14 protein-coding genes are annotated in these 12,589 nt (G+C 61.6%); 10 read left to right on the top strand and 4 right to left on the bottom strand.

Annotation, left to right across the window (positions count from 1 at the left end):
- Positions 1-38: 38 nt before the first annotated feature.
- The 7 genes from EXN22_RS04745 to EXN22_RS04715 all read left to right on the top strand — a co-directional run bounded on the left by EXN22_RS04745 (position 39) and on the right by EXN22_RS04715 (position 6,889).
- Positions 39-1,058: an AbrB family transcriptional regulator gene (locus EXN22_RS04745; protein ID WP_130262984.1), complete on the top strand. Its 1,020-nt coding sequence runs from the start codon at positions 39-41 to the stop codon at positions 1,056-1,058.
- 48 nt (positions 1,059-1,106) lie between these two features.
- Positions 1,107-2,021 carry a LysR family transcriptional regulator gene (locus EXN22_RS04740; protein WP_233281679.1) on the top strand — a complete coding sequence of 305 codons (915 nt, stop codon included), beginning with the start codon at positions 1,107-1,109 and terminating at the stop codon, positions 2,019-2,021.
- Between the two features lie 65 nt (positions 2,022-2,086).
- On the top strand, positions 2,087-2,749 hold the full coding sequence (locus tag EXN22_RS04735) for a TetR/AcrR family transcriptional regulator (protein ID WP_130262982.1): 663 nt from the start codon (positions 2,087-2,089) through the stop codon (positions 2,747-2,749).
- Positions 2,750-2,758: 9 nt separating this feature from the next.
- A complete protein-coding gene (locus EXN22_RS04730; RefSeq protein WP_130262981.1) occupies positions 2,759-3,343 on the top strand; it encodes an IMPACT family protein in 585 nt (194 codons plus the stop codon).
- 337 nt (positions 3,344-3,680) lie between these two features.
- Positions 3,681-4,361: an SDR family oxidoreductase gene (locus EXN22_RS04725; RefSeq protein WP_130262980.1), complete on the top strand. Its 681-nt coding sequence runs from the start codon at positions 3,681-3,683 to the stop codon at positions 4,359-4,361.
- Positions 4,362-4,476: 115 nt separating this feature from the next.
- Positions 4,477-5,832 (top strand): 8-oxoguanine deaminase, encoded by a 1,356-nt coding sequence (locus tag EXN22_RS04720; protein ID WP_130262979.1) that lies wholly within the window; start codon positions 4,477-4,479, stop codon positions 5,830-5,832.
- Between the two features lie 103 nt (positions 5,833-5,935).
- Entirely contained in the window at positions 5,936-6,889 is a 954-nt protein-coding gene (locus EXN22_RS04715) for an adenosine deaminase (protein ID WP_130262978.1), read from the top strand.
- A 65-nt stretch (positions 6,890-6,954) separates the two neighbouring features.
- Here EXN22_RS04715 and EXN22_RS04710 read toward each other — a convergent pair whose 3' ends face one another.
- Together EXN22_RS04710 and EXN22_RS04705 are read right to left on the bottom strand one after the other, a co-directional pair.
- Positions 6,955-7,671, bottom strand: coding sequence for an ArsR/SmtB family transcription factor (locus EXN22_RS04710; RefSeq protein WP_130262977.1), 717 nt, complete (start codon positions 7,669-7,671; stop codon positions 6,955-6,957).
- Positions 7,672-8,209: 538 nt separating this feature from the next.
- Positions 8,210-9,121: a LysR family transcriptional regulator gene (locus EXN22_RS04705; protein WP_130266755.1), complete on the bottom strand. Its 912-nt coding sequence runs from the start codon at positions 9,119-9,121 to the stop codon at positions 8,210-8,212.
- Positions 9,122-9,233: 112 nt separating this feature from the next.
- Between EXN22_RS04705 and EXN22_RS04700 the strand changes: the two genes are divergently transcribed.
- Together EXN22_RS04700 and EXN22_RS26140 are read left to right on the top strand one after the other, a co-directional pair.
- Positions 9,234-10,247, top strand: a complete 1,014-nt coding sequence (locus EXN22_RS04700) for a zinc-binding alcohol dehydrogenase family protein (RefSeq protein WP_130262976.1) — start codon at positions 9,234-9,236, stop codon at positions 10,245-10,247.
- 125 nt (positions 10,248-10,372) lie between these two features.
- Positions 10,373-10,537 carry a hypothetical protein gene (locus tag EXN22_RS26140; RefSeq protein WP_010221743.1) on the top strand — a complete coding sequence of 55 codons (165 nt, stop codon included), beginning with the start codon at positions 10,373-10,375 and terminating at the stop codon, positions 10,535-10,537.
- Here EXN22_RS26140 and EXN22_RS04695 read toward each other — a convergent pair.
- Positions 10,521-11,702 (bottom strand): multidrug effflux MFS transporter, encoded by a 1,182-nt coding sequence (locus EXN22_RS04695; protein WP_130262975.1) that lies wholly within the window; start codon positions 11,700-11,702, stop codon positions 10,521-10,523. The two genes, EXN22_RS26140 and EXN22_RS04695, sit on opposite strands and share 17 nt — an antisense overlap.
- A 114-nt stretch (positions 11,703-11,816) precedes the next feature.
- Positions 11,817-12,014 carry a heavy-metal-associated domain-containing protein gene (locus tag EXN22_RS04690; RefSeq protein ID WP_130262974.1) on the bottom strand — a complete coding sequence of 66 codons (198 nt, stop codon included), beginning with the start codon at positions 12,012-12,014 and terminating at the stop codon, positions 11,817-11,819.
- 146 nt (positions 12,015-12,160) lie between these two features.
- Here EXN22_RS04690 and EXN22_RS04685 point away from each other — a divergent pair, with 146 nt between their 5' ends.
- Complete coding sequence (locus EXN22_RS04685; protein ID WP_130262973.1) at positions 12,161-12,547, top strand: hypothetical protein; 387 nt, start codon at positions 12,161-12,163, stop codon at positions 12,545-12,547.
- Positions 12,548-12,589 lie beyond the last annotated feature (42 nt).

The following is a 12,589-nucleotide window of genomic DNA, read 5'->3' as shown; positions in this document are numbered from 1 at the left end:
TCCGCAAATCTGGCGCAGGACGCGCAAGAGCACCGACCATGAAAACAATTCTCTGTTTGCTGATCGCAGCCCTGGTGGGCGCCGCTGCCCAACTTGCCGGCGTGCCCCACGGACTGTTATTGGGCGCTATTGTCGCCAGTGCAACACTGGTCAGCCGGCTGCGTTTTACTCCCAACCTGCGCTTTGGCCTGGAATATGTGCAGATTGTGATGGGCATCGCCACCGGGCTGATGTTCGAAGCCTGGGACAGCGACACGGTGGCAAGCATTCTGCCGAGCCTGGGCTTTCTGCTGCTGTGCCTGAGCGCGCAGATCACCGTTGCCGGATTGTGGCTGTTCAAGGGTTGCGGCTGGAATCTCAAGGATTCGCTGCTGGCCGTTTACCCCGGTGCCCTGGCTGCGGTGTTCGACTTGCTGGAGTCGGAGCGGGCTTCGAGCAAAGTGATTGTCGTGCACCTGATACGCCTGGTGTCGATCACCCTGCTGGTCACCTTGTGCATTCGCACAGGTAGCGATGTACCCGCAAGCGCGAGCGCTTCGCTCACCCCTAGCCTGGCGCTGACGCTGGTATCGCTGATTACCTTGTGCATCCTGCTCGGGCGCCTGCTGCTCAAGCTTGGCGTTCCTGCCCCCTTCATGCTCACGGCGATCATCGCCACGGCAGTCTATGTAAAGCTAGGTTTGCTGCAGGCTTTTCACATGCCCGGCTGGAGCGTGGATTTCGCCGCGCTGATCCTCGGTGTGCTGATCGGCGCCAGGTTCAGGGAAATCAGCTTCAAGGAACTCATCCGTCATGGCAGTGCGGGGCTGATGTCCCTGGGCCTGATGCTGGCGGTCGCTGCAGCGTTTGCCGCAGCGGCCGCCAAGGTACTGGGCAACGATCCCTTCACCTTGTGGCTGGCCTACATGCCCGGCGCCATCGAGACCATCGCCATCGTCGCTTTGAGCGGTGGGCTGAATGTGGTTTTCGTCCTGACGCATCACTTGCTGCGCATGGTCGTGTTGCACTTCGCCCCGGCCCTGCTCGTCCAGGCTCGGCGCTGGCGCGAGAATGTCTGATCAGCGTATGTTGTGTGACTTTCATGTCCTCGAATGCAAAGGCACTGCGTGAAACGTCCACAAACCCTGGCCCAGGTCAGCGATTTCGATATCCGCCTGCTGAAGATCTACCGTAGCGTAGTGGAATGCGGTGGCTTTTCCGCTGCCGAGAACGTGCTGGGTATCGGCCGCTCGGCCATCAGCCAGCAGATGAGCGACCTTGAGCAGCGCCTGGGCCTGCGCCTGTGCCAGCGGGGGCGCGCCGGTTTTTCGCTGACCGAAGAGGGCCGCGAGGTGTACCAGTCGGCGTTGCAGTTGCTCAGCGCCCTGGAAAGTTTTCGCACCGAGGTCAACGGCCTGCACCTGCATTTGCGCGGCGAACTGAACATCGGCCTGACCGACAACCTGGTGACCTTGCCGCACATGCGCATTACCCACGCCCTGGCCCAGCTCAAGGACCGTGGCCCGGATGTGCGTATCCAGATCCGCATGATCGCGCCCAGCCAGGTCGAACAAGGCGTGCTCGATGGCAGCCTGCATGTCGGCGTGGTACCGCAGACCAGCCCGTTGTCGGGGCTTGAATACCAACCGCTGTACAGCGAGCGCTCGCTGCTCTACTGCGCAGTCGGCCATCCGCTGTTCTATGCCGATGACCGACAACTGGACGACGAGCGCCTGAACAGCCAGGATGCCATTGCTCCGACATTCCGCCTGCCTGCCGATGTCCAGGCCCATTACCAGGCACTGAACTGCACCGCCAGCGCCTCGGACCGCGAAGGCATGGCCTTCCTGATCCTGACAGGGCGCTATATTGGCTATCTGCCGGACCACTATGCGAGCTTCTGGGTGCAACAAGGCCGGCTGCGTGCACTCCAGCCCACCGAACGCTTCTATGACCTGAGCCTGTGCTGGGTAACGCGCAAGGGCCGGCGCCCGCACCTGGTGCTGGAAAGCTTCCTCGAAAACCTGGCGGCTACTCGCTGAGGGCTAATGCTGGTAGGTTAGCCAGACATAAGAGATACCCATTATTGCCTTGTCTGGAACCGTTCATGACCCTTGAAGTCCCTGCGCATCGCTCCCACGCCTCGGGCAAGCCCGCTGGCCGCATTCGCCAGAAGAACGAGCAGGCCATCATCCAGGCCGCCGAAGACGAATTCGCCCGCCATGGCTTCAAGGGCACCAGCATGAACACCATCGCCCTCAAGGCCGGGTTGCCCAAGGCCAACCTGCACTATTACTTCACCAACAAGCTGGGCCTGTACGTGGCGGTGTTGAGCAACATCATCGAGTTGTGGGACAGCACCTTCAACGCCCTGACCGTCGACGATGACCCGGCCCAGGCGTTGAGCAGCTACATCCGCACCAAGATGGAATTTTCCCGGCGCAATCCGCAGGCCTCACGGATCTTCGCCATGGAGATCATCAGCGGCGGCCAGTGCCTGAGCGACTACTTCAGCGAAGACTACCGCGCCTGGTTCAAGGGCCGCGCTGCGGTGTTCCAGGCCTGGATCGACGCCGGCAAGATGGACCCGGTCGATCCGGTACACCTGATCTTCCTGCTCTGGGGCAGCACCCAGCACTATGCCGACTTTGCCACCCAGATCTGCCAGGTCACCGGCCGCAGCCGCCTGACCAAGCAGGACATGGAAGATGCCAGCAACAATCTTATCCACATCATTCTCAAGGGCTGTGGCCTGACACTACGCGACTGAACCTGCCTTATGCCTTTTACCCTGCTCGACACCTGCGAGTTTCGCGAAGAGATTCGCAAGAGCCGTTTCATCACCCTGGCTGCGCCGATCAGCAGCCCGGCCGACGCCATGGACTTCATCGAACGCCATAGCGACCTGGCCGCCACCCACAACTGCTGGGCCTGGAAACTCGGCGGGCAGTACCGCAGCAGCGACGACGGCGAACCCGGTGGCACTGCCGGGCGGCCGATCCTGGCCGCCATCGAGGCCCAGGATTGCGACCAGGTAGTGGTGTTGGTCATCCGCTGGTACGGCGGCATCCAGCTGGGCACTGGCGGCCTGGCCCGGGCTTATGGTGGTGGCGCCAACAAGTGCCTGCAGCAGGCCGAAAAACGCTTGCTGGTCAGCCGCAACGAGCTGACCTGCAGTTGCAGCTTCAGCGAACTGGCACTGCTCAAATTGCGCGTGGCCGAAGCCGATGGCCTGGTGCTGGATGAACAATTCACGGCCAATGGCGTCGACCTGCGCCTGGCCCTGGGCGAGGAACAGATCGAGCTGCTGCAGCGCCAGCTGGCCGACCTCAGCCGTGGCCGGATCCTGCTGGAGCGCGCCTGAGCTTTTGCCCACATTCACTGTGGGCCCGGCTGTGGATAAGCTCTGGGCATTCGCCTGCGAGCCTTTATTCACGGGCCCTGCAGAAGAACGATCATATTTTGATCAAGATTTGATGACAACGCTTCAACTGCCGAGAAATCAGTAAGTTATCCCCAGATATGGCGACTGAAACCGGTCACGAACCGGCTTTTATCGCGCTTGTGAGCTTGCACACAAATACTGTGGAGCAAGCTGTGGATAAGCCGTGCACCCCTGCGCCAACACCCTGCGGAGCCACGGCTTGGCTAGACTGGTTATTCTTTGATCAATCCTTGCTTCCCCCTGAGAGGAGTTTTCTATGCCCACGAACAAAACCGCCCTGATCATCGGCGCCTCGCGCGGCCTGGGCCTTGGCCTGGTGCAACGCCTGGTGGAAGACGGCTGGGATGTGACCGCCACCGTGCGCGACCCAGTCAAGGCCAGCGCCCTGAGCGCCTTGCCGCGGGTACAAGTCGAAACCCTGGAAATGAACAGTGGCGAGCAAATTGATGCGCTCCAGCAACGCCTGCAAGGCCAGACATTTGACCTGCTGTTCGTCAATGCCGGTGTCATGGGCCCTGGCGTACAGAACGCCGAAGTTGCGCAATTGGCTGATGTGGGCGATCTGTTCATGACCAATACGGTGTCGCCGATTCGCGTTGCCCAGCGCTTCACCCCGCAACTGCACAACGATGGTGTGCTGGCATTCATGAGTTCGATCCTTGGCTGCGTCGCCATTCCCGACGGCAGCGAAATGTGCCTGTACAAGGCCAGCAAGGCGGCGTTGAATTCGATGATCAACAGCTTCGTCACCCTGCAACAACCACCACAGACCGTCCTGGCCATGCACCCGGGCTGGGTGAAAACCGACATGGGCGGCGAGAACGCCGAGATCGACGTGCTGACCAGCACCCAGGGCATGCTTGAGCAGATCAAGGCCAGCACCGGCAAGGGCGGCCTGCACTTCATCAATTACAAAGGCGACAGCCTGATCTGGTGAACCTTCGCGCGGTGGGTGTAGACTCGACACCTCGCCCACCGCGGCGGACCTGGATCAGCAGACAGGGCAACACTGAGCTGGCGAACCTGAACCCACTTTCAGAGGAGCCGGCACCATGCCTGCGACCCGCATCTGGTTGAAAAACCCCCTCGCCATCTTCACAGCCAATTCCCTCGACGCCCGTGGCGGCCTGGTGATTGAAGACGGCCGTATCCAGCAAGTACTCGGCCTTGGCCAAAGCCCGGCCAGCCCCTGTGGACAAGTCTTCGATGCCCGCGAACACGTCGTGCTGCCAGGACTTATCAACACCCACCACCACTTCTACCAGACCCTGACCCGCGCCTGGGCGCCAGTGGTCAACCAGCCGTTGTTCCCCTGGCTGAAGACCCTCTATCCGGTCTGGGCCCGGCTGACCCCGGCCAAGCTTGAACTGGCGACCCGCGTGGCCCTGGCCGAGCTGTTGCTGTCGGGCTGCACCACCGCCGCCGATCACCACTATCTGTTCCCCGACGGCCTGGAAAATGCGATCGATGTGCAGGTGGATGCGGTACGCAAACTGGGCATGCGCGCCATGCTCACCCGCGGCTCCATGAGCCTGGGCGAGGCCGACGGCGGCCTGCCACCCCAGCAGACGGTGCAACAAGGCGAAGTGATCCTCGCCGACAGCCAGCGACTTATCCACAGCTACCACCAACGTGGCGAAGGCGCGCAGATCCAGATTGCCCTGGCACCCTGCTCACCGTTCTCGGTCACGCCAGAAATCATGCGCGCCAGCGCCGAGCTGGCCGAAGAACTGGACGTGCGCCTGCACACTCACCTGGCCGAAACCCTCGACGAAGAGGACTTCTGCCTGCAGCGCTTCGGCCTGCGCACGGTGGATTACCTGGACAGCGTCGGCTGGCTCGGCCCGCGCACCTGGCTGGCCCATGGCATTCATTTCAATCCGGACGAGATCGCCCGCCTGGGCGCCGCCGGTACCGGCATCTGCCATTGCCCAAGCTCGAACATGCGCCTGGCCTCGGGCATCTGCCCGACCCTGGACCTGACCGGGGCCGGTGCGCCGGTGGGCCTGGGTGTGGACGGCTCGGCCTCCAACGATGCCTCCAACATGATCCTCGAAGCGCGCCAGGCCCTGTACCTGCAACGTCTGCGTTATGGTGCCGAAGCGATCACCCCGGAACGTGTCCTGGGCTGGGCTACCCGTGGTTCGGCGCAGTTGCTCGGGCGCAGCGACATTGGCGAACTGGCGGTGGGCAAGCAGGCCGATCTGGCCCTGTTCAAGCTCGACGAACTGCGTTTCTCCGGCAGCCACGACCCACTCTCGGCCCTGTTGCTGTGCGGCGCCGATCGTGCTGACCGGGTCATGGTCGGCGGCCAGTGGCGGGTCATCGACGGCCAGATCGAAGGCCTGGACGTCCAGGCCCTGATCGCCGATCACCGTCAGGCGGCGGCGCAACTGATCGCCGGCTAAGGTTGGCCAGCGCCGCTACCCTTTGGGTATCGCGGCGCTGCTTCTGTGGGTAGCTGGCGCTGTGTAGAATGACGACAACCGCACCTGATGAGACAGCAAAACCATGTACGACTGGCTTAACGCGCTGCCCAAGGCAGAATTGCACCTGCACCTGGAAGGATCGCTGGAGCCCGAGTTGCTGTTCGCCCTGGCCGAGCGCAACAAGATCGCCCTGCCCTGGAACGATGTCGAAGCCCTGCGCGGCGCCTACGCGTTCAACAACCTGCAGGAGTTTCTCGACCTTTATTACCAGGGCGCCGATGTACTGCGCACCGAGCAAGACTTCTACGACCTGACCTGGGCCTACCTGCAGCGCTGCAAGGCGCAGAACGTGATTCACACCGAACCGTTCTTCGACCCGCAGACCCACACCGATCGCGGCATTGCCTTCGACGTGGTGCTCAACGGCATCAGCGCTGCCCTCAAGGATGGCCAGCAGCAATTGGGTATTAGCAGTGGCCTGATCCTCAGTTTCCTGCGCCACCTGAGTGAAGATGAAGCGCACAAGACCCTCGACCAGGCCTTGCCGTTTCGCGATGCCTTCATCGCCGTCGGCCTCGACAGTTCGGAAATGGGTCATCCGCCGAGCAAGTTCCAGCGCGTGTTCGACCGTGCCCGCAGCGAAGGCTTCCTGACCGTTGCCCACGCTGGCGAAGAAGGCCCGCCCGAGTACATCTGGGAAGCCATCGACCTGCTGAAAATCCAGCGCATCGACCACGGTGTACGCGCCATCGAGGACGAACGCCTGATGCAGCGGATCATCGACGAGCAGATCCCGTTGACCGTCTGCCCGCTGTCCAACACCAAGCTGTGCGTGTTCGAGCACATGAGCCAGCACAACATCCTCGACATGCTCGAGCGTGGCGTGAAGGTCACGGTCAACTCCGATGACCCGGCGTACTTTGGTGGTTATGTCACCGAGAACTTCCAGGCCCTGCATGAACACCTGGGCATGACCCAGGATCAGGCCCGGCGCCTGGCGCAGAACAGCCTGGATGCGCGCCTGGTAAAACCTTGACCCGGTAGGCGCGGCGATGCGACAGCCCCACGGCCTGTCGCATCCTGCAACGCTCCCCGCGCGGCTCAGCCTGCGGTTTTCAATACCGGCAGTTGAGCCATGCGGTTGATATGCGCCAGGCCCTGGGCGTTTATCTGCAGCATCCGTGATGTTTCACTCTCGCGTATCCAGCCAGACTGCAGGAACAACTTCAGCAAACTGCTGCCCAGTGCGCCACCGAGGTGTGGACGGTGGTCGCTCCATTCACTGCAACAGCGACAACTGCTGAAGCTGCGCCGCTGATGCTGGGCCAGGGCGCCGATGAAAATCCCGTAGGCGGCAAACTGTGTACGCCCAATGCTGGTGACTTCGATCTGCTGCTCGCTACCTTCCAGCCAACCGGCATCGAACAAGCGCTGATACAGATCCGCCGCCAACTCGCCTCCCAAGTGATCCCCGCACAATCGCGCCCGGCGCATGGACAACGGGATGCCGCCCACCGCCTGCTCGGGACTGTTTTGGGGTATGTTCACCTGGACGCTGGCCAGCGCTTCGACGGCAGCCCCAACTTCGGGGGCTGCCAGCCTGAAATAGCGTTTACGCCCCCTTGGCTCCAGTTTGAGCAACCCACTGGCCGACAATCTGGCCAGGTGAGCGCAGGCCGAGGACGGCGTCAGGCCTGCCATACTGGCCAGCTCATCGGACGGACGCGCCATGCCATCAATCAAGGCCCAGAGCATGGCACTGCGTTTCGGGTCGGCCAGCAAACTGGCGATCTGGCTGATACTCGTTACTGGTTTCATATCTCAACTCCCTGCGAGATCCTGTCTGATATCGATTGATTAACCATGCCAGCAGCATTTACTGCGAGGTGTCCGATGCCAGAAAGCCAGGAAGTTAACGTTATCAAGTCGCCGTCATCTCGCCGCAATACAAATATACAAAAGTTTTTCAGCGTATTTGCAACCAAGGATACTTCAACGAAACTCGATCCGGAGCAAAGCCAGATAACATCTGGTTGAGAGACAACCCTTGCCAGCCTGGACATGGAAGTATCTCTCGCTGGAAATGACTGCTGGATCCATTATAAACCGGGTAGCGCAAACAATATTTCGACCAGCCCCATGGTATTGGCAACCTCAGCCAGGGCCTCTGCGCTCGGCACAGCGCAGGCACTTGCAGTGGAACACGCCAGCCCCCACAACACGTATCTCGCTATCGACAAGCGGACTATCAACAACCCCCAACATCCCGATAAAACCTACAATAATTTTTGCTCCAACTTACAATTAATAGTGTTAAACATGTAGGCACAGCAGCGAAAATCTTCTACCGCTCAATTTAATTGTCCAACATTTCAAACATCGCCTGGCAACGTGATCTAAGTAGATCTCGCAATAGCTGCACCGGTTTGCCCAACTGCGCCCGATGGGTACACATCAAGTTCAAGGGTGCCGGCTCACCGCGCAGGTGCGGCAACAGCAACTTCAAGCGACCTGCCTGCACATCACCGGCAACATCCAGCCAGGACTTGTAAGCAATCCCCACCCCAGCCACGGCCCAGCGCCGAACCACATCGGCATCATCACAGAAACGATCGCCGCTCACGCCCACGCCCGTGGCACTGGTCCCCTGGCCAAATCGCCAGTGGTCGTGGACTCGATTGCCCAGTTGGTACAGCAGGCAATTGTGCTGTGCCAACTCAGCAATCTGCGTCGGCTCCCCACAACGGGCCAGATAGGCAGGCGAAGCACACAAGACCCTTCGGTTCTCCAGGCACAAGGGCAAGGCCACCAGGCTGGAGTCCTCCGGGGCGCCGTAACGCAAGGCGATATCCGCCGACTGGCGGAACAGGTCGGCATTACGATCGCCCAACAACAGGCGCACGTTGAGCTGCGGGTGCTCGCGCTGCAGTTCGTCGAGCCAGGGCAACAGCACGTTACGGCCAAAATCCGACGGCGCCGACAACAACAGGGTACCGCTGACCTGATCTTGACCGTGGGCCAGGATCCGCCGCCCCTGCTCCAGGCTCGACAGCGCAGATCGGGCATGTTGCAAGTAACTTTCACCCTCGGCGGTCAAACGCAGGTTGCGGGTCGAACGTGCCAGCAAGCGTACGCCCAGTTGCTGCTCAAGGCGCTTGAGCGAGGCACTGGCCACTGCCGGTGACAGGTTCAACAGGCGTGCCGCGGCAGACAGGCTGCCCATTTCGGCGGCCCGGACGAACAGTTGCAGATCGTCGATACGCACCAGCCCACCTTCTATTATCAAAATAGTATTGAAAGAATCTGTAGTTTTAGCGGCTTTTATTGGCAAGTGAAAGCATCAATCATGGCCACATTGACTCCGCCTCGAGAACTGCCCCATGAAAGCCATTGCCTATTATCATTCCCTGCCAATCAGCGACGCAGCTGCGCTGCAGGACATCGAATTGCCAGCTCCCGAGCCCGGCCCGCGCGACTTGCTGGTAGAGGTGCGGGCGATCTCGGTCAACCCTGTCGACACCAAGGTTCGCCAGAACGTCCAGCCAGAAGCAGGCGCTGCCAAGGTCCTGGGCTGGGATGTCGCCGGGGTGGTCAAGGCGGTGGGCAGCGATGTCAGCCTGTTCCAGCCCGGTGACAAGGTCTATTACGCCGGCTCCATCGCCCGCGCAGGTGGCAACAGCGAACTGCATGTGGTGGATGAACGAATCGTCGGGCACATGCCCAAACGCCTGGGGTTTGCCGAGGCTGCGGCGCTGCCGTTGACGGCCATCACCGCCTGGGAGCTGCTGTTCGAGCGCTTGCAGATCGCCGAAGGCCAACAGGATCTGGGCCAGAGCCTGTTGATCGTTGGCGCCGCCGGCGGTGTCGGCTCGATCCTCACCCAACTGGCAAGCCAGCTGACCGGCCTGACCGTCATCGGCAGTGCCTCACGCCCGCAGACCCAGGATTGGGTGCGAACGCTGGGCGCCGACCGAATCGTCGATCACAGCCAGCCACTGGCCGCCGCCCTCAAGGCCCAGGGCATTGAGCAGGTCACTCATGTGGCGAGCCTGACGCAGACCGACCAGCATCTGGATCAACTGGTCGAAGCCCTGGCGCCGCAAGGCAAGCTGGCGCTGATCGATGACCCCAAGCAGCTGGATGTGACCAAGCTCAAGCGCAAGAGCCTGTCGCTGCACTGGGAGTTCATGTACACCCGTTCGCTGTTCGAAACCGCCGACATGATCGAGCAGCACAAGCTGCTCAATCGGGTGGCCGAACTGATCGACAACGGTACGCTGAAGACCACCCTGGGCGAGCACTTCGGCACCATCAATGCCGCCAACCTGCGCCGCGCCCACGCCCTGCTGGAAAGCGGCGCAGCCAAGGGCAAGATCGTCCTCGAAGGCTTCTGAAACAGCGCGCCCACCGTGCTTGCGGGGTGGGCGCGACCGTCAGTCCGACAACTGATCCAGGTCATTCCGCCACCCATGGTCGGCGCTACAATGCATCAGCCAACGCCAACCTCAGGTATGCAAACATGAATATCCAGGTCAGTGCATCAGCAAAAAAGCCCGGCTGCCCATGGCAGGTTCAACTCGACCAGCACGTCGTCAGCTTTCGCAGCGAGGCCGAGGCCCGCGCCTTCGTCAACACCCTGCAAGCGCGGCTCCAGGCCCCACATCCGCTCAAGCGCAGCGGCTGAGATTCAACCGCCGGGTCAGCATCGCCACGCTGACCACCGCCAGGCCGCAGAGGCTGATGACGATGGCCATCGGCACCGCCGTGCCGTCATGCAGCACGCCGACCAGCGCTGCGGCACCGGCGGCGACACTGAATTGCAGGCAACCGAGCAGCGCCGAAGCGCTACCGGCCCGTGCCCCCTGCCCGCTCATGGCCAGGGCCGAGGCATTGGGGATGATGCAGCCCAGGCTGGCAATGCACACGAACAGTGGAATCAGCAACGGCCACAGCGCCGCCGGATGCAAGGCACTGATGCCCAGCAGGGTCAGGCCCGCCGCCAGGTAAATCCACACCGCGCGCGCCAGCAGGAAGGCCGGGCCACGCTTGGCCAGCAACCGCGCATTGACCTGCGCCACCAGAATGAACCCCGCCGCGTTGCTGCCAAACAGCCAACCGTAATGCTCGGCAGGAACCCCATAGAGCTTGATGAATACGAACGGAGAGCCGGCGATGTAGGCAAACATCCCGGCGATTGCAATACCGCCGGTCAAGGCGTGGCCAAGAAAGATGCGGTCCTTGAACAAGCGCCCGTACTGGCGCAGCGAACCGGACAAGGGCGGGCGCGGCTGGTTGGCCGGCAGGCTTTCCGGCAGGCCCAGGGCCACCGCCAGGGTGCACAGGGCGCTGAACAGGGTCAGGGCGAGGAAAATCGACTGCCAGCCATAGAGATTGACCATCAGCCCGCCCAGCATTGGCGCAAGGATCGGCGCCAGGCCCATGACCAGCATCAACTGCGAGAAGACCTTGGCCGACCCCACCGCATCGCACTTGTCGCTGACGATCGCGCGCGACAGCACCATCCCGGCGCAACCGCCCAGGGCCTGAACGAAGCGAGCCAGGATCAGCGCATCGAGGGTCGGCGCAAAGGCGCAAGCCAGTGATGCGACAGTGAACAGTGTGACCCCGACCAACAGCGGGACGCGCCGGCCAAAACGGTCGGCCACCGGCCCATAAGCCAGCTGGCCAAGCGACAGACCAAGAAAGTATGCCGCAAGGGTGGTCTGAATGTGCTTCTCGTCAGTGCCGAAGGCCAGGGCCATGGCCGGGAAGCCGGGCAGGTAGAAGTCGATCGCCAGGGGCCCGAAGGCACTCAGGGCGCCCAGAATCAGGATGGTTCGCAGGTTCATCGGAAATCCGTAGCAGGCTAAGCAAGTCCGCTAGTCTAACCGCCCCGCCGGGGTTTCGCTGGCCGAGTTACGCCTGCGCGATGAAACTTTTATCCACCGCGCAAGCGACAGCACTCAGACTGCTTCGGCGGCATAGCCCTCTTCGCGAATCGCCGTGAGAATCTGCTCTGCCGACAACTCGCTGCGCACTTTGACCTGCTTGTGCGCCAGGTCGACCTCGACCACAGCGTCCTCATCCTGAGTGTGAACCGCGCGAGTGACAGCCTTGACGCAATGGCCGCAGGTCATTCCTTGAACAGTGAATACTTGCATTGCAACAGCCTCCTGTGGGGTTTGAGCGCAGTCTCAAGCTTGCCACCGGGGCAAGGTCAAGTTCATTGATTGTCTGCCGGGCTGGAAATCATCGTGCCGCTGCGCCAAGCTGCATGCCTGACGATTGATAAGCAGGAGTTTGTTTCATGCGCAGGGCAGCTTTAGGTCTGATCGGCCTGCTGGGAGTAATGGGCCTGGTGCCGCAGGCCAGTGCCGAGGGCAACGCCGACTACAGCATTCTGACCATTTCCCGCGAACGCCTGGAAGTGGCGACCTCATGCGAGATCGGTGTGTACCTCGATGATCAGCTGTCTGCGCGGCTGTTCCAGGAACAGACGACCTCGTTCAACTTGCCGCCGGGCAAGGTCGCGGTTCGCCTGCGCCTGCTGCCGGCACAGATGCCGGGCTGCCAGAACGGCCTGGAGAACCAGCGCAGCCAACAACTGACCCTCAAGGCCGGTGAGATCAACAAGTACCGCATCGCCATGGACCAGAATGGCCTCAAGCTGATCAGAGCCGGCTTGGGCTATTGACCTTCCCCGCATGGCAAGGTTGATGCTTGAGGCCTGTCCAAG

The organism is Pseudomonas tructae, from assembly GCF_004214895.1.
Lineage (GTDB): Bacteria > Pseudomonadota > Gammaproteobacteria > Pseudomonadales > Pseudomonadaceae > Aquipseudomonas > Aquipseudomonas tructae.
This window is presented reverse-complemented; position numbering and strand designations above follow the sequence as displayed.